This is a genomic window from Shewanella sp. MMG014 (assembly GCF_018100775.1).
Taxonomy (GTDB): Bacteria; Pseudomonadota; Gammaproteobacteria; order Enterobacterales; family Shewanellaceae; genus Shewanella; species Shewanella japonica.
In genome coordinates this window covers 298,521-319,148 of sequence record NZ_JAGJDZ010000002.1, presented here as the reverse complement: position 1 = coordinate 319,148, position 20,628 = coordinate 298,521, and the positions used below count along the sequence as shown (strand labels likewise).

General features: G+C 39.2%; 18 protein-coding genes. 5 read left to right on the top strand and 13 right to left on the bottom strand.

From position 1 onward, the window contains the following. Positions 1 to 147 precede the first annotated feature (147 nt). The 3 genes from J8L86_RS04370 to J8L86_RS04360 all read left to right on the top strand — a co-directional run bounded on the left by J8L86_RS04370 (position 148) and on the right by J8L86_RS04360 (position 3,431). Positions 148 to 2,046, top strand: a complete 1,899-nt coding sequence (locus J8L86_RS04370; protein ID WP_211028916.1) for a choice-of-anchor I family protein — start codon at positions 148 to 150, stop codon at positions 2,044 to 2,046. Positions 2,047 to 2,302: 256 nt separating this feature from the next. Beyond that, positions 2,303 to 2,941, top strand: coding sequence for a GNAT family protein (locus J8L86_RS04365; protein WP_065107913.1), 639 nt, complete (start codon positions 2,303 to 2,305; stop codon positions 2,939 to 2,941). Between the two features lie 85 nt (positions 2,942 to 3,026). Beyond that, positions 3,027 to 3,431 (top strand): hypothetical protein, encoded by a 405-nt coding sequence (locus J8L86_RS04360; protein WP_247663187.1) that lies wholly within the window; start codon positions 3,027 to 3,029, stop codon positions 3,429 to 3,431. Positions 3,432 to 3,514: 83 nt separating this feature from the next. On the opposite strand, the gene J8L86_RS04355 is transcribed toward J8L86_RS04360, so the two are convergent. The 11 genes from J8L86_RS04355 to J8L86_RS04305 form a co-directional block, all read right to left on the bottom strand. After that, positions 3,515 to 4,243 (bottom strand): transporter substrate-binding domain-containing protein, encoded by a 729-nt coding sequence (locus J8L86_RS04355; RefSeq protein WP_231919021.1) that lies wholly within the window; start codon positions 4,241 to 4,243, stop codon positions 3,515 to 3,517. Between the two features lie 303 nt (positions 4,244 to 4,546). Next, entirely contained in the window at positions 4,547 to 4,867 is a 321-nt protein-coding gene (locus tag J8L86_RS04350; RefSeq protein ID WP_065107916.1) for a YdbL family protein, read from the bottom strand. A gap of 18 nt (positions 4,868 to 4,885) precedes the next feature. Further along, positions 4,886 to 5,059, bottom strand: coding sequence for a YnbE family lipoprotein (locus tag J8L86_RS04345; RefSeq protein WP_225442272.1), 174 nt, complete (start codon positions 5,057 to 5,059; stop codon positions 4,886 to 4,888). Between the two features lie 36 nt (positions 5,060 to 5,095). Next, positions 5,096 to 8,077, bottom strand: a complete 2,982-nt coding sequence (locus J8L86_RS21305; protein ID WP_211028914.1) for a YdbH domain-containing protein — start codon at positions 8,075 to 8,077, stop codon at positions 5,096 to 5,098. A 389-nt stretch (positions 8,078 to 8,466) separates the two neighbouring features. Beyond that, positions 8,467 to 9,312: a D-hexose-6-phosphate mutarotase gene (locus J8L86_RS04335; RefSeq protein ID WP_211028912.1), complete on the bottom strand. Its 846-nt coding sequence runs from the start codon at positions 9,310 to 9,312 to the stop codon at positions 8,467 to 8,469. A 182-nt stretch (positions 9,313 to 9,494) separates the two neighbouring features. Then, complete coding sequence (locus tag J8L86_RS04330) at positions 9,495 to 10,106, bottom strand: DUF938 domain-containing protein (protein ID WP_348772646.1); 612 nt, start codon at positions 10,104 to 10,106, stop codon at positions 9,495 to 9,497. Continuing rightward, the gene (locus tag J8L86_RS04325) at positions 10,103 to 10,765 is read right to left on the bottom strand and encodes a response regulator transcription factor (RefSeq protein ID WP_055023258.1); all 663 of its coding nucleotides are present in this window, start codon (positions 10,763 to 10,765) and stop codon (positions 10,103 to 10,105) included. Before J8L86_RS04325 ends, J8L86_RS04330 begins: the two co-directional genes overlap by 4 nt. A 285-nt stretch (positions 10,766 to 11,050) precedes the next feature. After that, positions 11,051 to 11,500, bottom strand: coding sequence for an acyl-CoA thioesterase (locus J8L86_RS04320; protein ID WP_065107921.1), 450 nt, complete (start codon positions 11,498 to 11,500; stop codon positions 11,051 to 11,053). A 143-nt stretch (positions 11,501 to 11,643) separates the two neighbouring features. After that, positions 11,644 to 12,222, bottom strand: a complete 579-nt coding sequence (locus J8L86_RS04315; RefSeq protein ID WP_211028910.1) for a phosphoglycerate mutase family protein — start codon at positions 12,220 to 12,222, stop codon at positions 11,644 to 11,646. A 25-nt stretch (positions 12,223 to 12,247) separates the two neighbouring features. Further along, positions 12,248 to 12,967 carry an SIMPL domain-containing protein gene (locus J8L86_RS04310; protein WP_065107922.1) on the bottom strand — a complete coding sequence of 240 codons (720 nt, stop codon included), beginning with the start codon at positions 12,965 to 12,967 and terminating at the stop codon, positions 12,248 to 12,250. 306 nt (positions 12,968 to 13,273) lie between these two features. Further along, the gene (locus J8L86_RS04305) at positions 13,274 to 14,353 is read right to left on the bottom strand and encodes a TonB family protein (RefSeq protein ID WP_211028907.1); all 1,080 of its coding nucleotides are present in this window, start codon (positions 14,351 to 14,353) and stop codon (positions 13,274 to 13,276) included. Between the two features lie 207 nt (positions 14,354 to 14,560). On the opposite strand from J8L86_RS04305, the gene J8L86_RS04300 reads away from it, so the two are divergent. Beyond that, positions 14,561 to 15,814, top strand: coding sequence for an HD domain-containing phosphohydrolase (locus J8L86_RS04300; RefSeq protein ID WP_211028906.1), 1,254 nt, complete (start codon positions 14,561 to 14,563; stop codon positions 15,812 to 15,814). Positions 15,815 to 15,974: 160 nt separating this feature from the next. On the opposite strand, the gene J8L86_RS04295 is transcribed toward J8L86_RS04300, so the two are convergent. Both J8L86_RS04295 and J8L86_RS04290 read right to left on the bottom strand, forming a co-directional pair. Continuing rightward, positions 15,975 to 17,039: a 3-deoxy-7-phosphoheptulonate synthase gene (locus J8L86_RS04295; RefSeq protein ID WP_065107925.1), complete on the bottom strand. Its 1,065-nt coding sequence runs from the start codon at positions 17,037 to 17,039 to the stop codon at positions 15,975 to 15,977. A gap of 213 nt (positions 17,040 to 17,252) precedes the next feature. Beyond that, positions 17,253 to 18,065 (bottom strand): pyruvate, water dikinase regulatory protein, encoded by an 813-nt coding sequence (locus tag J8L86_RS04290; RefSeq protein WP_211028904.1) that lies wholly within the window; start codon positions 18,063 to 18,065, stop codon positions 17,253 to 17,255. Positions 18,066 to 18,189: 124 nt separating this feature from the next. Here J8L86_RS04290 and ppsA point away from each other — a divergent pair, with 124 nt between their 5' ends. Beyond that, positions 18,190 to 20,559: a phosphoenolpyruvate synthase gene (gene ppsA, locus J8L86_RS04285; protein WP_211028902.1), complete on the top strand. Its 2,370-nt coding sequence runs from the start codon at positions 18,190 to 18,192 to the stop codon at positions 20,557 to 20,559. Positions 20,560 to 20,628: the final 69 nt, after the last annotated feature.

The window sequence follows — 20,628 nt, the reverse complement described above, 5'->3', positions numbered from 1 at the left end:
AAATAATTTTTATGAACTTGTATCAATTTATTTACTGGTTAACCCAAGTTTTTTGTCACAATACCTTAACAGTCTCGTCGTTTGATTGTCATTGAGTTTGCGTAGCTTACTTGAAATTTTTATAACAAGTACGCAACAGGAACAAACATGAAAACAGCAGTTTTACCTTTAGTCGCAATGATGTCTGTAATGACTTTATCAGGGTGTGATGGCGATGATGGCAGTAATGGACAGGACGGCAGTAATGGAATCAATGGTCAAAGTTCATTATTACTAGCAAGTGAGCTACTGACTGGACATGCACAATGTCCTTTTGGCGGACAACAAATTGAGACTGGCTTGGATGTCAACGGTAATGGAATACTGGACATTGACGAAATTGATTCTTCACAAACTCAAATCATGTGTCATGAGCAACAAGGTGCATTATCAGCAGAATTAGTTGGACGTTATCAGTCTGGTATTTTTGGACAAAGTGCTGCTGAAATTGTTGATTACCATACACAAAGTAGACTTGTTTTTGTGGTTAATGCTCATAGCGGTCAGGTTGATGCGTTAGATATTTCAGTACTATCTACAGAAGGTGATAACACTGTAATGACAGCTGATGATATAGCAGCGACTAATTTAGATAATCTAACTAAGGTGTTTAGTTTAGATGTGGCTACCGATGCCGAAATAACAGGCTTAGGTAATGTAAATAGCATCAGTATATATGACGACTTGTTAGCTGTTGCAGTTGAAAGGGCCGATGAGTTAGGGAATGCGACTCAAGGCAATGGCGTTATAGCCTTTTATCGATTATCAGCAACAGGTGAAGCCAGTTATATTAAAGCGGTTACCGTTGGTGCTTTGCCAGACAACCTTGTATTTAGTCATGACGGCGCTCTTGTCATCGTAGCGAACGAAGGTGAGCCCAATAGTGATTATAGTGTTGATCCACAAGGTTCAGTTGCCGTGATTACAATAGCTGATAATAGTCCTGCTGATAGTGCGACAATCATTGATTTTAATGACTTTGATGCTGGTGGTACGCGCCATGATGAAATGAGCGACTTGATTAAGTTAAATGGTCCCGGCGCTTCGGTATCACAAGATCTTGAGCCTGAATATATTGCTGTTTCATTAGATAATAAATATGCCTATGTTAGCTTGCAGGAAAATAATGCCATTGCGGTGATTAATTTGACTGATAATACTGTTGAGCAGATTAATGCCCTAGGTCTTAAGCATTATGGTGATGTAGGAAATGAAATTGATGCAAGTGATAAAGATGATGCTATCAATATCCAAGCTTATGAAGGTGTTTATGGTATGTATCAACCAGATACGATCGCTTCTTATCAATGGAATGAACAAACATTTGTGGTCAGTGCTAATGAAGGAGATGCCCGTGATTATGATGGCTTTTCTGAAGAGGCACGAGCGGAAGATTTACTCTTAGATGCTAATCATCCTCAAGTCGCTGCAGCTCAAGATAAAACACAATTGGGTCGACTAAAGGTAACAACGACAATGGGGGATGATGATGGCGATGGAGATATGGATAGAATCGTGTCTTATGGTGCTCGTTCATTTTCTATTTGGACTCATGATGGTCAATTAGTCTTTGATAGTGGTAGTCAATTTGAGCGTATTACCGCTGCAATTTTAGCTGACAACTTCAATAATCATAATGAAGAAAGTAAAGGTGATAGCCGAAGCGATGATAAAGGACCTGAGCCAGAAGCATTAGCTATTGGTCAAATTGCAGGTAAACAATATGCATTTATCGGCCTTGAGCGTACGTCTGGTTTTATGATTTACGATATCAGTAACCCTTTTGATGTTCGATTTGTCGATTATGTTGTTAATCGTGATTTTGGCATTGAATTTGAAATAGACGGCAGCGACATTTCTGGTCAACCAGAATTAGCAGGCGATCTTGGTCCTGAAGGAATGAAATTTGTTAACCCAGAAAACAGTCCAAATGGTTTGCCATTATTGATAGTTGGCAATGAAGTGAGCGGAACGACGAGTGTTTATCAACTATCTTTTGCGCAATAAGTATCTAAAAGCATTGGTATTAAAGTCGTTAACGACTATGCCGTAATTGAGGCGTCCATTAGGTTACTCAAAGGCCAATATTGATTTATTGGCCTTTTTACGTTTCAACTTAGTAAATCTTGTCCTTTTAGGTCGCTAACACACTAATCGAAAACAATAATTATGTTTCTGTACTGATAAAGATGATTTTTTTCTGATTCAGATCATGTATTCTGTCATTGTGTGACTAAGTTAACTATTTGGTAAGGGAGTAAGAATGGCAAACATAGACAGTCATAGTGTGCTAACCGGCGACCATGTCATTTTAGAACCGCTAAGTATCGATCATGTAGCTGCTCTTAGTTTAGCAAGTACAGATGGCAACCTTTGGGAGTTATGGTTTACCTCGGTTCCACACCCAGACGAAATGAAAGCTTATGTAGAGAAAGCGCTACAACAAGAAAAACAAGGTGAGTCATTAGCGTTTGTGGTCAGGGATAAAACTTCAGGTGAAATTATTGGCTGTACTCGAATTTGTCATTGGGATCAGCCTAATCGTCGTCTAGAGATTGGCTACACTTGGTATGCTAAACGTGCCCAACGAACGTCAGCCAATACCGAAACCAAGTTATTGTTATTGGATTATGCTTTTAATACGTTAGATGTCATGGCTGTGGAGTTTAGAACACACTGGCATAACCAAGCATCAAGACAAGCCATTATGCGCTTAGGTGCTAAACAAGACGGTGTGCTGAGAAACCATAAAATTCTTAAAGATGGCACAGTAAGAGATACGGTTGTGTATTCCATTATTGATACTGAGTGGACAACGGTTCAAAAGCATTTAAAGCACCGTTTAGATTATTATCGTCAGCAATATGCTAATGCGATGCTTAATACAGAAATAAACTACTAACTAAAACAAGTCATTAAATATCGTTAGCCTTGTGAATCTAAGGTAATGATTGTCTTGTAGAAATAAAATATGTAAAGGAAATTTCATGGGCAAAAAAGGATATATGTTATCTGCCGCTGTGTTGATGACAGCAAGTTTTCAGGCAAGTGCGCAAGATAAGGCTGAAGCGGCGTTTAGTAATGAGTTAGTTCAATGTGCAGCTTATTATGAAATTGCCTCTGGGGTGATCATGGGAATGGATGCGCCGCAGATGCAAGCTGTGGGTTCTCGATTAAAAACCTCAGGTGAAGAAGCTGAAAAATTAGCTGGTCAATATATGGCTGCAGATGCTGTGACAACCGCAGTTGCTGAAGCCAAAGAGCAACAGATTGCAAGTTTAGGTGGCTCAAGTGGTTTAGGCCCTTTAATGGGAAAATATAAAGATCTATGTAAAAAAGTCGTCTTAGATCCGCAATCACGCCTAGAATATTGGGCTATGGTTACTATGTAATATCAAATATAAAGCCGAACGAAATACGTTTGGTTTTTTTTACCATTAACCCCATTAATTGAACAATTAATGGGGTTAATTTTTTATCTGGGTTTTATCGCTAAATCATATTTTTTTGCTATTCGATTGAGCCGACCAGATTTCTGCAAATCAGATAACCATTTTTGCAATTTCGCTTTAGAAATTACAGCTTTGGGGTTTAACAAAATACTATGAGAATATGTTTGATCTAATTTCTCTGAAATTAACAGGTTATCTCTGACTTTTGGATACATTTTAATGTAATGCTGCAGGTAAGATAAGGTGACAGGGGCAATGTCAGCTCTGCCTTTTAATACGCTTTCAATTGATGCTCGGTTAGTATGAACAAATTGAATATCAAAATCGCTCATTAGTTCTTGTTCATTGTTATTCCACTGGGCAAATTGATAATGATAACCGCTGACTAAACTGAGTGATTTATTTCCAAAACTATCAAAGTACTGCTGATCTTTTACCCCATCTCTAAGTGTTATAAACACTTCGCCATCAACAATGTCTAGAGGAATAAATTCGGCAATGAAGCTTTTCCAGCCCCAAATAGGACTTTCAAAAAACATCATATCAAACCGTCTTATATCATAGGCTTGGTAGCGATTCTCAATACTTGTATTAACAAATTGAAACTCAACTTCAGTTTGTAGTTGATTAAAGGCAGCAATGAGATCAATAGTAAAACCTTGAAATAAGCCGTCTTCGGATACATCAACATAAGGAGCAAACAAATAGCCCCCGACGTTTACTACGGGTTTTGCTTGCAGTGGGCTTGCCACGAAAAGACAAATTGTAATTATTATAGTGAGTGTCTTATTCATATAATTTTAGCGGTTGGATGTGTGGTTATTTGGCACCAGACAAAAAATTGACATGTTACAAATGTAACACTTTTGAACTAGAAAAAATACCATTAAAAAATGTATGGTTTAAGCTTTACTTTGTAAAATACCAGAGAGGAAATGACAGGTTGCGCTTATGGTGGGGTTAAGGGCTAGCAAGAACGTTAATTAAAGACTAAATAGGTCTATTGCTGAAATCTTTGCTTGATCAGTAACCAAGCAAAGATGAGTTAACTGGCATTACTTTTGTTGCCACTTACCAGAAACCGTTTGAATATAATGATCCTTTTTTGCAGCTGCTATGGCTTTTTTTGCTGCTAGCATAGCTACATCATCAGTCGATAACTTATTCTTTTTAGCTATTTTTTGGTAGTGTAGTTTCCGTTTTGCATTGACATCATTCATGACTTGTTTGGCTTGCTCATTGTTGACGACTAACCCTAAGTATCCGTTAGTTTGTTCGCCAAGTAAGCCCTGACTCTTAGCCTGCTGTAAGGTCAATGCAAGTGCAGAACTTGAAAACAATAGTCCGGTTAGTAAAGCAATTAATTGAACTTTCATTGGTATTGCTCCCTATAACTAAAATAATTCGTCATCTTCGAGCAATACATCGAGCTCTTTATCTATTTTGATAATAATTTCGTGCTCGATTTTCACGTTTAGATTAATTTCGATGGGTTTATCTGGTGGCGCTATTTTTACCGTAGGCGAGCATGCCACAGCAGCCAAGCAACAGAAACTGATAAAAATAATATTAACAACGTAAGGTGTTTTCACTGAGTGGTCCTTTTACTTCACGGAACGTTCGATGTCATTTTGCAGTTGATTGCCAATCTGCGTACTTTTATACAGTTGAAATAAGTTCTCTTCATGAGAATAGTTCAAATGTATTGGCCTTTCAATGTCTTGGCTTTTACCTTTTACTTGCACTTTCAAACTCGCATCACCGTTATCTTTCATATCGAATGTACTGCTTAGTTGGCTATATTCGAGATGTTCTAGAGCTTGCACCACAAAATCAAGATGGGGTTGTGAATCCCTTATTTGTTCAAGTGCTGGGTTATTAGATACTTGAATTAACCCGCCAGGTTTTCTCGCGGCAAGATGACCGCCCGCTATGGTGACTTTGCCATCCACTAACGTGGCGGGAAGTACACCATCAAAAATCCCATTTGCATAAACACCAACTTGGGGCTGCGCTGCTAATAAGGCTTCTAGACTGATCCCATTTAGGACAAAGTAGCCCTCTGAAATATCGTGTAACCTTAAATAAAACTCAGGAATTAGAAACTCACCATCAAGTAAGTCGCCGCTGGCAGTCAAATTGACGTCAGTGTCACTAAGGCCGCTGATTTCTTGCAACCAATTTTTTGCAGGTATTTGTTCGTTTTTACCTAAGGATAAATTGGCTGATAAGTTAATGTTGTCTAGGTTTATCCCTGCGTATGCCTCGGGAATATCTATTTGTGCTTGTTGGCATAGCAATCGACTTTGGCTGAATGTTTCGGGTCGTTCAGGTGTGCTATGTGCTTGTTGCCAATTAAACTGGCAATTAGCTTGAGCTGTCGCATCATACATCACATTTTCGTGGTATTTTGCGTCGATATTGGTCAGCTGTTGCTCGAACTTCATTTCAAAAAGTGACACACCTTGGGCCTCTATTAATGCAAAGCCAGCGTTTAATTTACCGCGGCCATCTATTTTCATGTTATCAGGCAGCATCTGAGTATGTTCAAATGTCGAAAGAATATCTGCCAGCTCAGTGTCAAATGACCATTGTCCGGCGAGTGAGGCAGGCTGGTGCTTTTGGGGTAATTTTAATAAGTGATAGCTAGATAGTGAAAGGGCGTCAAGTTGCCATTGCTCAGTTCCCGTCAGTAATTGTTGTTTTAATGATAGTGTTTGATCTAAATTTATTTGATCGAATTTTAATGCCTTATACCGGCGTGTTCTCGACTTACTCGGGATAAGCTTATCAAGCTTAATATTATTCAGTTGCCAACTAAGAGTTGACTGATTGGTTTGGGATAAAGCTTGCGATAGTAGGTCAATGCTAGGCGTGGTTTCGTTCAATGTTAATTCAATATTTTGTTTAGCTTCAATTCGAAACTTGCCTAATTGAGCCTCATAACTTGGCTTATTAAATGCTAAAGGCGTTGGCTGAGTAAATGAAAAGGAATCGAAGCCAAACGCAAAACCATTTACGTTAAACTTCATTACTGAATTCAATGGTACAGGTGAGTTCGAGGGATTAAGGTTAGATGGCTGCAAAGCAGCATTGGAAGATGTTATAGAAGGCGTTTGAGATAATGTAAAACTTGACGGCTCTGTTAGCTGCCAATATACATTTTCTGTATTTAGGTTTTTATGATTAAAGGTGGCATCGAGTTTATCTGAATATATTGACGCGCTATTAATAACCATCTCGGCAGTATTATTTGTTGCCTTGATTGAAATATCCGTTGTTAGTTCACTATTTTCGAAACTGATCTCATGGGGGATAAAATCCATAGCGGTTAGGTTGATGTGTTGTTTCTGCTTAAGGTGGCTTAATACTTCTGCGTCAAAGCTGATATCTGAATTATCTTTTACGATATGATTATTTTTTAGAGTGATATCAGCTGACAAAACAGGATGAGAAATGTTAATAGCGGCATCATAATTCGCTGTAATAGTTGCTTGATCATCCAATCTTGTTTGTATAGTCAGAGGTTTGGTAAGAGCGAGTTGCCAAAGAATAGGGTGCTCAAGCTGTTTTATTAATTCATGTTTCTCTGTTGGCAACACTATTGAAGGCTGCAGTAGTTGGATCAATTGTTCCAACTGGCGTTTGTCTGTACTTTGTTGCCAGCTTATTGGGGCAAGTTTAACGTTTAGGTTTGGCGAAACCGTATCTGCTTCAGGCTTGTAGTTTATTTCTACCTGAATTGGCGATGCAGGATTAAAAGCAACGTTTTTAACTGCTGATGAGCTGATAGTTAACTCATTAATTATTTGCTTGCTTTGGATTGCCCCAGTAATTAAATCTATTGAAGTTGTACTATTCCAAAGCCCTTTAATTGTCAGCATATGCGTGCTTATGGCACTTTGTAATGAGTCTAATGTTGATAAAAAAGAGGATTGTTCTAAAGAAGAGCTGGCTCGCTCCTTATCCTGTATACCGTCTTTCTGAGTATGTAAGGCATATTCGTTTAGGGTGAGGCTCAGCTGTTCCAATCCTTCACGGAGTGAGTTAAGTTCTGTGTAGTGAGTAAGCTGCCATTGAGTGGAATCGAGTGTTAGAGACAGGTTTGCAACAGCCTGTTGCATGAGTAAAAATTCACCGCTTAACGTTTTACGTATAGAAGGACTTGGTTGTGCTTGACTGAGTTTAGGTGTCAGCAAATTCAGGTGCTTAGCTTGAATAATTGCACGATCATTATTTTGAAATGGTAAATAGATATTTATTGCTGCTAATTTTATTTCGGGAATGTGCGATAAACTTAATCCTATACTCCCAGCGTTATCTGTTTGCTGTTGGGGCTGAAAAAAACTATCTCCCAAGTTAACATCAATTTTATTCACACTGAAATCACTAATATCTTCTAGTGATAACTTCATACTTTTTAAGACATTATACCCATTGTTGAGTTGGATTTTAACTTCATGAAGGGCGATTTCACTATCTTGATAACGAACTAATATGAAAGGGAAATGCCATTGATTAGCACTATCAATACTAACTTTGGCATCCAAAACTCTTACACTGTATGGCTCTGCTAACGAGTTCACGATATTCAGTGCAATCGACCGAAAATTTTGTTGGATGAACACAGCAAATATTGTGGCCAATGTGAGACACATAATGAGAAGTCGTTTAACAGTGAAAATTCGAACTGTCATGTCAAAGTTTTGTCTTAAGGTATTGATTTATGAAGTGCGGTAAAGAATAGCATAGCTAAAAATTGATGGCTGTAGTTAGTCATATACATCAGCAACATAAAAAGGCTAATCTGATTTTTCGTGTTTTATCTATTTGACAGTGTTGTCTTTTGTAAGAAGAAAACAAGGCCAATCACAGCGCTTAAATCTATGTTGGCCAAGTATTAGCGACTAATAAAGCTTGGTTTTAAGCTTTAAGCAAAAATCTAAACGTAGCTTCGTGAAGACTGATAGTAATGTTAAACCCAGCGGATATGAGTTGTTAATGTATGGCTTGCTCCCGGTGCTAGCTTAACTTGGTCTTCAAGTACGTTAGCCGCTTCATGGCACACCATAGTGAGGTAATCTTCATCGTTAAAGCGAGATAATCGCTGAGACTTGTCAATCCATGGGTTCCATAGCACTGCAGATTGGCTGTTCTCTCTTGCTACTTCAATTGTCCCTTCTGGTGTGTGTAAATGTTGAATAGGGGCTAAATCGGTATAGACACGATCGGTTTCACGAGTAAAGTTAACTTCATCGCCTTCTTGCGGGTAAGGGCCTTTTGCAAATTCGATGTATTTAGCCCCAGTAAAACCAGTTGCTTTAAGCTGATGAATATCACCGATAGGAAAATAAGTGTGTAATGCTTGAGTTAGATTAACATCGTAGTCACAGTTATTTTTATTAACAATGCTGACTGAAAGGGTTTCAGCTAAGGTAAATAATACGCTAACTTCCGTATCATGAGGCCAGTATTGTTTATTGTCCTCTGTGATAGCCAAGGTAAAAACTAAATCGACAACTTGATTACGCATTTTTACAGAGGCGAGTGACCAAAGACTGGTTCTAGCAAAGCCATGCTGAGGGAATCCGGGGATGTCACTTGCGCCAAACCAAGGCCAGCAAACAGGGATCCCGCCGCGTATGCCATTACCAGGTTGATAATCATCAGCGCCAGATACCCAAAGAAGAGGTGCTTTGTCTTTTGGCTTGAAGAAATCAATTTGTGCGCCTTGAAGAAAAATGCTGGCTTGGCACAAATCGGTATTTATTTCGACATAATCTAAACCGTTAGGGTGTTTTTTAGTGGTAACCGAACCCATAATGCGCTGTCCTTGTATTGGTGAGGATCATTTAATTTCAAAATTCTAATGGTTAGCTTACAAAGTTTTTACGATAAAAAAAGCATTTCACTAATTGTTTTTACGGATTAAGTTTTTAGCGTTTAACTTAACTCTGATTTCCATTTCAACTGAGTTTGTAACTCAATTACTTGCTTTTGAATTTACCGGCTGAAATGCAGTAAGCGATTATTTGCGGGCATAGCGAAGTCATGTTGAAGCTTAAACCCTTGCTCAGTGGCCAGGGTTTCTATCCATTCTATATCGCGAATACCACTCTCAGGATTATTTTCTTTTAACCATTGATCGAATGACTCATTACTTTCACTGGTGTAGCGGCCTTTATAATTAAAAGGGCCATAGATAATCAGCGCTGCATCTTGTGAGATATGCTTCCCAATTTGGTTAAAAAAGGCGTTAACCATAGCTTGGCTCATAATATGTAATGTATTGGCCGTAAAGACTGCATCAATCTCACTCTCATTCAGCGCCTGAGGCCACGATTGCATGACATCTAAAGCGATTGCAGGTATTAGATTAACTGACCCTTCGAGCGTAATACGGCGATTTAAATCAGCCAGGTAGCTAGGTTGATCGCTCGCTTGCCATTGTAAGTGTGGTAATTGAGAAGAAAAGAATACGCAATGTTGCCCAGTGCCACTGCCAATTTCTAAAACCTGTTGGCGAGTGGCTAAAATCTGTTGTAACTCTTTAATGATTGCATGCTTGTTGTTCTCACAGGCTTGTGAAAACGGTAATTGAGAGAGTGAGGTTATGATAAATCTACCTTTTCCATTTCTAATTGTTGAAGTGCTATTACCGCTTGAGTGCGATTTCTGACGCCGAGTTTGCGGAAAATGGCCGTAGCATGGGCTTTAATCGTGGCTTCAGATACACCAAAGTCATAGGCAATTTGTTTATTCAGTAAACCTTCAGCAAACATTTGTAATACGCGGTATTGCTGCGGCGTTAAATCAGATAACTTGCTTGCCATTTGGCTAGTCGGATCGTCATCAACTTCAAGGATTTCCGTGCCTTCAGGTAGCCAAATATCACCATATAACACAGCATCTAATGCTTCTTTTAGTGTATCCATAGATGCAGATTTGGGAATAAACCCAGAGCTTCCATAATGAATAGCACGGCTGATTGTTTGCACGTCTTCATGGGCTGAAATGACGACAACTGGGATATCAGGGTAATGACCTCGAAGATGGATAAGGGTCGAGTAGCCATGTGAGCCAGGCATCTGCAAATCGAGTAAGATTAAGTCTAGATCTGCTGCTTTGTCATCAAGTACTTGCTGTAAGGCATCGGCACTGTCAGCTTCAAACCAATTAGTACCTTGAAAAGCATTATTTAATGCTTGTCGTAAGGCATTACGAAATAAGGGATGGTCATCGGCGATAATAATATTTAAGTTTTGAAGCTTCATGGCTTTTTAGTTGTCTTGGTTGCACGTGAAGGTAATTTTAATGTAACAGATAATTAGGCAATCGATCCACGATAAAGTGAAACAGTATATCGAAAACAATGATTTTAAAACTGGCTTTAGACCTTTGTCTAATAAGCAGGGTGTTTGAGTAAGAAAAGCTACCACTTTTAGGTGGTTGCAGTGTCAAAGTTAAGCTAATTGATTAGTCGAAATTATAAATAGTGTAAGCAATCATTGGGGAAAACGAATACATTCGCCAATGATTGCTATGGGATAATGAAATGACTAAGCAGGGTGTTGGACTGGCCAAACTGGAATTGGGTGACGTTCATTATCGACTGCCACGAATGTGAATACACCTCTAATAGCGTGCTCTCGAAGATCTTGATACATATCCTCAACGTAGATATTTACTTCCACTTTTAAAGATGTATTCCCAACATGAATGACTCGAGCTACGAGCTCAGCAAGGCTCCCAGCAGGAATGGCTTTTTTGAAGTCAATTCGGTCAGAACTCACCGTGACTAATGCTTTACGGCAAAATCGGGTAGCAGCAATAAACGCCGTTTCGTCCATCCATGCAAGGGCATCGCCACCAAAAAGCGTATTATGATGATTGGTATTTGAAGGGAAAATAGCTTTAATGACTTTGGCTTCAGATTGTTCGATTCTGGCTAAAATATCATCGGAGTACTGTGGTGTTTCTTCGTTTTGTTCTTTTTGGGTAAAGGGCATACAACGACCTAATTAATTGCTTAGTACATCTAGTTGGAGGCAGGATTATACGGATAAGTGATTTAAATAGGTAGGTTTGTTAACAATAACAATATTTAACGAGAGTGATGCAAAAAGTGAGTCATCTTGAGTCGCTTAAAGATTTAGTAGCGAAGAACTAATGTCGACACACTCGTTGAATGTGTGTTGTCTTGACTTTCAATAGTAAGAATATAAACACGATCATACTCTGTCGCTTCATCAATATCTTTACCTGATTCGCCTCCAAGTAAATCGACTAACGCAGGCGTGGTGTTACTGTGGCCGACGATTAAAATATGATTAACGTGTGATGATGTGAGTAATTGTGAAAACGAAGCAAGCTCTTTCGGATCATAAGAAGTGATAGGTAATTTTTGACTATCAGCAGTTGGTTTTGCTGTGAGCTGAGTACGTTTGTAATTTGTGCTGTAAATTGCGGATAAAGAAACAGAGGATAGTAAATGGGCCAATTGCTGGGCTCGTTGTTGACCAGCTTTTGATAACTGAGGGTCTTTACCTGATAATTTTTCAGCGTGTCTAACTAATATCAATGTTTTGGTTTTTGACTCATTTACCGTGGTTTCAGCTGCAATTAAACCGCTTGAAAATACCATTAATGTTAAAATGACCAATAAGCCAAAGGTCATGAGTAAACCAGTTATATACCTTCGATTCAGTTCTTTTTTATAGTTATTATCCATTATCTGCCTTCCTTTTTTATTTTTATTAGTCAGCTAAGTAATATTCTATTGTTGATACAACTCGAACCCGTTTTATGTGAGGGTTATTTTTATCTCTATTTGTAATACTGAATTGCCCTTGAGATGCACGTTTGATTTTTCCAAGTTGGCTTTGTGAGTCGGTCGCAAATTTTTCAGCAACTAAACGTGCATTGTTGGTTGATTGCTCAATCATTTGTGGTTTCACATCATTCAATCGAGTGAAAATGTACTCGATTTGCGCATCATAGTTATTCTGCGAAAATACAATCCCTTGTTTACCGAGCTGAGATATTTCTGGCATGACTTGTCGAACGGTGTCAATCTCTGAAGAGTACACAGTCATTGTTTGTAACGCGGTATAGCGAAACTCAACTGCTTGATTGCCACCATACTGCTGAGCAAGTTTGTCGGTAATCATGGGAGCCGATATTGTAATTTCGTCTGTTTTGATTGAGTGTGAAATTAAAAAATCATTGATAAGTTTGTTCTGCTTTTCAACTTCAACATATAAATCTTCGAGCTGATTACTGGCTGCGGTAAATTGTATCGGCCAAATGACTACATCTGCAGAATATTCGTTTTCTGCTAGACCTTTAACCGTGACACTCCTATCCAGTAACTTGTATTCAATTATGGCTTGTTTTAGTAATACACCGAGCACTGCCATACCGATGAATAATAAAAGGCCAAGAATGGTGGCACTGGTTTTAGATTGTGTCATCAAGCGGTTCTCCTTAGCAGCCGGTATTGGTTTAAAATGTAAAGTTACAGTGCAAATAAAATGTGAATTAACCGAACTGCAACAATTATCTGTTTAAGACCTTAGCCGTAAGTTGACGTGCTCGTCAACTTTTTAACCTAGCGTCGTTGATAATTGACCTGTAAAAGAAGAGGTAGGGTGGAAAGGATCGGGTACAATACTTTGTTATTCTGGTGATAACAATGGATGGCTTAGCTAATTCTATTGATACAAAAAAGCCTTGAGCAGCGTATCATCAAGGCTTTTAGAAACAGATATTTATCAGGGTTGTTAGCCTAAAGTGAAATCGAGCCTAACCCGTGTTTCAGCCTTAACGGGTTTGCCATCTTCAAACTTAGGGGCATAGCGCCATTGTTCAAGAACTTTAATGCTTTCATCTTCAAATGCTTTACCACCTGTTGAGTTGACTATTTCAGGTTCAGATACAAAGCCTTGCTCATTAACAGTAAAGCTTAGTACCACCATTCCCTCAACGCCACTTCTCGCTTTACTTATTGGGTAGTTTGGATTGACACGGTAAATTGGAGTCTGTTGTTGCTCTTGGCTCCAAGGTTTCATGCTACCTATGGCAAGGCAATGTTCGGTAGCTTGTTCAGCTTTATTTTTTTTACTATAAAGTGTTACTAATCTCGCATGGGCTGCTAGTTCATATGGGTGAGAATAATCCAACATTTGATATTGTTTGATTACTTCCAGTAATTCTATTTCTGCTTGGTCATATTTTTTATTAGCAAGATATACCGCTGAACTTTCAAATCTTGAGTTAACTAAAACAGTTGAGTCCATTGGCAGGAGTTCGCTGTATATTTCTTTCGCTTGGAGTATATATTTACGTACTTGCTTTTTATCATATTTCGTTTGTACAAGCTTGCTATAAGATGCTGAAAGGGTGTGAGCATATAATATTGGCTGTTCGCTATCTGAAGCAATTTTTCGAGCTTTAGAAAGTAAACCTTTAGCAAGTTTCAAATCCTTAGTTTTATCAGCATAGGTTAAGAGAGGATCAACCAATTGGACACTATCTTCGCCGTAATGATTTTTATACTGCTCTAATGTTTGTTCATAATATGGCGCAGCGTCTTCATGTTGCTTATTATTGCTAAGCGCTATGGCTAAATTAAAACCTAGATTGGTCGTATCGATACTGGTTTCACCGTAGATATGTTGACCTAAGTCATAAGCTTGTTGGGCCGCGTGAGCAGCTTGTTGGGTATTCCCTGCTTTAAATGCGACATTATATGCTTCGTAAGCTTGTTTGAATTCTTCCGGAGTTGCATTTACTTGTGAAGAAAGTAATAAGGTGCTTAAAAGTATGCTGGTAAAACTGACATTATTTGTACTACGACTCATTCCAATTCCTTTGAATATTACTCATCATTCCATGTTGTATTAGAGGATTGTAGCCTTTGCCTTATTTCATAACAATATAATTTACTCATCAAAGTAATTGATGTGCTGATGATAGGTGCTGTCTGTTGCGTTATTGAAAAACTCGACAATAATTACTTGAAGGAAAGCGGGGTAATCGAAATACTCATGCTACTTCAGGGAAGAAATATGTCACTAGCAGATAACGTACTCATTGAAAAAACGGCTAAAGGGGATTCGCTTACATTTTGGCGCCGGGTTATCTTTTATCGTATTTTTACCTTGTTAGCTATTGCCTGTGTACCAGTCTATTTCACTAGTGTTTATCTTTGTATTCAAGCTGACTTATTTTCAATGGCTGTGTTCGATACCATAGTTTACGCTATTTTACTGTTCATCATTTACGATAAAAACCTCAGTGATAGGACTCGTTTTTCTATCGGCAGCTTATTAGCTTTTAGCATAGGTTTTGGTTTTTTAGTGGCGATAGGACCAAGTGGGGCAGGTTTTTTTTGGTTATTCATTTTTCCACCATTAACATGTATTTTGTTGGGAAAAAAAGCCAGTAACCTTGCACAGGTAATCAATGCTGTATCACTGGTCATTCTTGGTTTTGCATATCATTTTGATTTACATATATGGCCTAGTATTGATGGCTATAATTGGGTAATTTGGGCCGTTGTGGTTGTCAATTTTATTGTGACCAATGCCATTGTTACCATTTCAACCGCTTACTTATTAGGTAAGTTATCAACTTCACTAGAAAGCACTTCAACATCAAGGCGAGCAACCGTCATTGGGTTAGCTAAATTGGCAGAGTATAGAGACAACGAAACTGGCGCTCATATACTGAGAATGCAGCAGTATGCATCCATGTTAGCCAAACAACGTTATGTAGATCATGATGCGCCAGAAGAGCTGACTAAAGCGTTTATTACTGAGATAACCTTATCCTCGGTACTGCACGATATCGGTAAAGTTGGCATTGCCGATGCGATTTTATTAAAGCCAGGCAAGTTAACGGCTGATGAGTTTGAACATATTAAAGCGCATCCTGTCATTGGAGCCCAAGTGCTTGAAAGCATCACTCAATTTGCTCCTGAGTGTGGCTATATTAAAATGGGTCGTGATATTGCCGGTGGTCATCATGAAAAGTGGGATGGCAGTGGTTACCCAAAAGGTCTATCTGGGCTTGAGATCCCTTTATCTGCACGAATTGTAGCCTTAGTGGATGTTTACGATGCACTCACTTCACCACGCTGTTATAAAAAGCCTTTTACCCATCAACAAGCGGTTTCACTAATTTTAGAAGGTAAAGGAAAGCACTTTGATCCTAAACTCGTGGAGAGTTTTATGGCTATTCATACATTGTTTGAAAAGTTATCTTTACAATCTCTGGACGAAGATACGAGCCCGCTTAGTGTTACATTTCTGCCCAGCTAGTTAATCGGACTTCATAAAAGGCTCAGTTATTTGGCTTTAGAAACAAAAATACCAATCATATGATTGGTATTTTGAAATATAACTCATGTTATTGTTTAAGCCATTATTATTACTATCACATTGCAGTAAATAGTCTATTTAGCATTACTCAATATTATTGTTATTTTGCTAGTAGAGCACGGCGATCTTTCGATGCTTGGGCTAGATTTCTAAGTAATTTTTCAGAATCTTCCCAGTGCAGACAGGCATCGGTGATGCTTTGACCATAGGTTAATGGCTGGCCGTCAACGACTTTCTGATTACCTTCAACCATAAAACTCTCTGCCATAATACCGGCAACAGCAGTGCTACCGTTACGCATTTGTTCCATAATACTATCGGCAACGTTGAGCTGATTTTTATGTTTCTTTTCACTATTGCCATGACTGAAATCAACAACGATACGCTGAGTTACATCCACTTTTTCAAGTTGCGCTCGAACTGATTCAATATCTTCGGCTGAGTAGTTCGGCTTTTTGCCACCACGTAAAATGATATGGCCGTATGGGTTCCCGTGGGTACGGTAAACAGCCATTGCTCCATCTTTATCTGGAGAATAAAAAATATGTGGCACTTGTGCTGCACGTACTGCATCAACCGCTATGTTGATATTGCCATCTGTCCCATTTTTAAATCCGACAGGGCATGATAATGCTGATGCCATTTCACGGTGAATTTGACTTTCAGTCGTGCGGGCACCGATCGCACCCCAAGTGATTAAATCAGCAATATATTGGCCATTGACCATGTCTAAGAATTCAGTTGCGATTGGCAATTTAAGTTCAGTGATTTGCTGTAATAAATGGCGAGCCATTCTTAAGCCTTTATTAGGGCTAAAACTACCGTCTAGATCAGGATCTGAAATTAATCCTTTCCAACCAACAATAGTACGAGGTTTCTCAAAATAGACACGCATAACAATGCATAAGTCTTCTTTTAACTCGTGATGTAATTTCGCTAAACGTTGAGCGTAATCTAAAGCAGCTTCCGTATCGTGAATGGAGCAAGGGCCAATAATGACTAAAAGTCTTTGATCTTCGCCTGCTATGATGGCTTCGACTTCACGACGTTGCTCAACTAAATAGTCAGCAGCATCTTGGGTTAATGGGTATTCAGATGCGAGTTGCGCAGGTGAAATTACCTTACATAAAAGAGAGGTACGTAGTTCGTCAGTTTTAATTGTCATTCATTTTACCGAGCATGTTTGCGATGAATTAACATCATATTGCTCGGGATTATAACGAATTAGCAGGCGATAGACACGTTGAAATCGACGAAGTTATTGAACAAAAGTGGATAATTTGACCTAAGTTAGCTGAAAATGCTGTTAGTTCAGCATTTTCGCTAACATGAATAATACGTTAAATTAGATTTAAGGCATTAAATAGCATAATAAAACTTAAAACATGTGGCGTTTTAAGCCTGTGACATCAAGAATTTTTGCTGAAATTTCTTCAACAGAGTGGAAGGTGGTGTTCACAAACGGGATACGTTCTTTTTTATACAACATTTCAACTTCTTTCACTTCGATTCGACACTGCCTTAAAGAAGAGTAGCGGCTATTTTCCATTCTGCCTTGACGGATCTCATGCAGGCGGTTGGGATCAATGGTTAAACCAAACAGTTTAGATTTATTACGCTTTAACGCCTCGGGTAACTTTAAGTTATCCATATCATCTTCAGTGAACGGATAGTTAGCAGCTTTAATACCAAATTGCATCGATAAATATAAACTTGAAGGGGTTTTACCACAGCGTGAAACACCCAATAAAATGATGTCGGCTTTGTCCATATGCTTCATGGTTTGGCCATCATCGTTCTCCATTGTGTAATTTATCGCTTCTATCCGAGAGTCATAGCCCAAGTTACTTTTACCATGGGTACGGTTCATCACCGGCTGGGCTTCGATACCTAATTGTTTTTCTAACGGGCTAACGAAAGTGTTTAAAAAATCATAATCCAACCCTTCGCTGGAATAAATGATGTCCCGAATTTCTGGTTTAACGATTGAGTGGAAAAGTATTGGTCTTTCGCCTGTTGTAATAAAACAATCATTTATTTGTTGCTTAACCTTCTCTGCTTTTTGAATCGTTTCGACAAACGGAATTGTAAACGCCTCAAATTCCACAGGAAATTGTGAGAGTACGGCATGGCCAAAGACTTCTGCTGTGATTGCTGTGCCATCTGATATATAAAATACTTTTGGTGCCATTATGACCTCTTGTAGTAATAAAATTACAAATAAAATTATAGATTTACGTCACTTGTGTGGGAGTGTAGAATGCCGCTGCCCTCGTGTGAAGGGGCCATTGAAATAAACTTGTGGAGAGATAACTGTGCAGCAATACATACTCTGGTATCAAGAACTAGGCATGGGTGATGTAAACAAGGTTGGCGGTAAGAATGCGTCACTTGGTGAAATGATCAGTAACCTAGCAAACGCTGGTGTTCAAGTCCCTGGTGGATTTGCTACAACCTCTCATGCGTTTAATGAGTTTCTAGAGCAAAGTGGTGTTAACCAGAAAATTTTCGATATTCTAGCAACATTGGATGTTGATGACGTAAATGAATTAGCGAAAGTTGGTGCACAGATCAGACAATGGGTAATCGATACCCCATTTCAACCAGAACTAGAAGATGCGATTCGTGAAGCTTACGAGCAACTTTCTAGCGAGACCCAAGAAGCATCATTTGCAGTGCGTTCATCAGCAACAGCTGAAGATATGCCAGATGCTTCATTTGCTGGTCAACAAGAAACTTTCCTAAACGTTAAAGGCTTTGACGCTGTATTACTTGCGATTAAGCATGTATACGCTTCGCTATTTAACGACCGTGCAATTTCTTATCGTGTTCACCAAGGTTACGAGCATCAAGGTGTCGCATTATCTGCTGGCGTACAACGAATGGTACGTTCAGATAAAGCATCATCAGGTGTGATGTTTACTATGGACACTGAGTCAGGTAATAACGACGTAGTCTTTATCACTTCATCATTTGGTTTAGGTGAAATGGTTGTTCAAGGCGCGGTTAACCCTGATGAATTCTACGTGCACAAACCAATTTTAGCGCAAGGGCATCAAGCCGTTGTGCGCCGTAATATCGGCAGCAAGTTAATTCAGATGGTTTACTCTGATGATGCTTCACATGGCAAACAAGTTAAAATCGAAGATATCCCAGCTGAGCAACGTGGCGTATTCTCAATTAACGATGAAGAAGTCATGGAGCTGGCGAAACAAGCGGTTATCATTGAGCAGCATTACGGACGTCCAATGGACATCGAGTGGGCTAAAGATGGTAACGACGGCAAACTTTATATCGTTCAAGCACGCCCTGAAACAGTTCGCAGCCGTGAAGATGTACAGCTGATTGAGCGTTACCACCTTAAAACTAAAGGTGACGTAGTTTCTGAAGGTCGTGCAATCGGTCATAAAATCGGTACAGGTGTGGCTAAAGTGCTTGCTTCTATCGACGATATGGATCAAATCGAGCCTGGTGATGTATTAGTTACCGACATGACTGACCCAGATTGGGAACCAATCATGAAGCGTGCTAGTGCGATTGTTACTAACCGTGGTGGCCGTACTTGTCACGCAGCAATTATTGCGCGTGAACTAGGTGTTCCAGCTGTTGTAGGTTGTGGTGATGTGACAGACTATATCAAGAACGGTCAAACAGTGACGGTTTCTTGTGCTGAAGGTGACACTGGTTTCATTTACGATGGTAAGCAAGAATTTGAAGTTGTCACCAATCGTGTTGATTCATTACCTGAATTACCAATGAAGATCATGATGAACGTGGGTAACCCAGATCGTGCATTCGATTTTGCCCGTTTACCAAATGAAGGTGTTGGTCTAGCGCGTCTAGAATTCATCATCAACCGTATGATTGGTATTCATCCTAAAGCATTACTTGAATTCAACTCACAACCCGCTGAGCTTCAGCAAGAAATCAATGAGATGATTGCAGGTTATGAGTCTCCAGTTGAATACTATGTTGCTCGCTTAGTTGAAGGTATCGCAACGATTGGTAGTGCGTTCTATCCTAAGAAAGTTATCGTACGTATGTCAGACTTTAAGTCTAACGAATACGCTAACCTTGTTGGTGGTGACCGTTATGAGCCAGAAGAAGAAAACCCAATGTTGGGCTTCCGTGGTGCTAGCCGTTACATTTCAGAGTCATTCCGTGACTGTTTTGCACTAGAGTGTGAAGCAATTAAGCGTGTGCGCAATGAAATGGGCCTTAAAAACGTTGAAATCATGATCCCATTCGTTCGTACAGTTGACGAAGCGGCGCAAGTGATTGAACTATTGAAAGAGCAAGGCCTAGAGCGTGGTAAAGACGGTTTACGCGTTATCATGATGTGTGAGTTACCTTCAAATGCATTGCTTGCAGACCAGTTCTTAGAGCACTTTGATGGCTTCTCAATCGGTTCAAATGACTTAACTCAGTTAACGTTAGGTCTAGACCGTGACTCTGGCATCATCAGTCATCTATTTGATGAGCGTAATGATGCAGTTAAAGCATTATTATCGTTAGCGATTAAAGCGGCTAAAGCGAAAGGTGCATATGTTGGAATTTGTGGGCAAGGCCCATCAGACCATGCCGACTTTGCTCAATGGTTAGTTGAACAAGGTATCGATACTGTATCACTTAACCCTGATACCGTAATCGACACTTGGTTATACCTAGCAGAAGAACATGCATAATCGATTGTTTGAAACGTCTTCATGACGTTACAAAAAAGCCGCTTAATAGCGGCTTTTTTTTGCCTTAAA

What these genes read in the sequence shown, in the direction of transcription:
- J8L86_RS04365 (WP_065107913.1), top strand. Translation starts at nt 2,303, where the DNA reads ATGGCAAACATAGACAGTCATAGTGTGCTAACCGGCGACCATGTCATT.
- J8L86_RS04320 (WP_065107921.1), bottom strand. Translation starts at nt 11,500, where the DNA reads ATGCCCTTTACCCAAAAAGAACAAAACGAAGAAACACCACAGTACTCC.
- J8L86_RS04360 (WP_247663187.1), top strand. Translation starts at nt 3,027, where the DNA reads ATGGGCAAAAAAGGATATATGTTATCTGCCGCTGTGTTGATGACAGCA.
- J8L86_RS04325 (WP_055023258.1), bottom strand. Translation starts at nt 10,765, where the DNA reads ATGAAGCTTCAAAACTTAAATATTATTATCGCCGATGACCATCCCTTA.
- J8L86_RS04300 (WP_211028906.1), top strand. Translation starts at nt 14,561, where the DNA reads ATGTCACTAGCAGATAACGTACTCATTGAAAAAACGGCTAAAGGGGAT.
- J8L86_RS04315 (WP_211028910.1), bottom strand. Translation starts at nt 12,222, where the DNA reads ATGGATAATAACTATAAAAAAGAACTGAATCGAAGGTATATAACTGGT.
- J8L86_RS04295 (WP_065107925.1), bottom strand. Translation starts at nt 17,039, where the DNA reads ATGACAATTAAAACTGACGAACTACGTACCTCTCTTTTATGTAAGGTA.
- J8L86_RS04335 (WP_211028912.1), bottom strand. Translation starts at nt 9,312, where the DNA reads ATGGGTTCGGTTACCACTAAAAAACACCCTAACGGTTTAGATTATGTC.
- J8L86_RS04290 (WP_211028904.1), bottom strand. Translation starts at nt 18,065, where the DNA reads ATGGCACCAAAAGTATTTTATATATCAGATGGCACAGCAATCACAGCA.
- J8L86_RS04350 (WP_065107916.1), bottom strand. Translation starts at nt 4,867, where the DNA reads ATGAAAGTTCAATTAATTGCTTTACTAACCGGACTATTGTTTTCAAGT.
- J8L86_RS04370 (WP_211028916.1), top strand. Translation starts at nt 148, where the DNA reads ATGAAAACAGCAGTTTTACCTTTAGTCGCAATGATGTCTGTAATGACT.
- J8L86_RS04305 (WP_211028907.1), bottom strand. Translation starts at nt 14,353, where the DNA reads ATGAGTCGTAGTACAAATAATGTCAGTTTTACCAGCATACTTTTAAGC.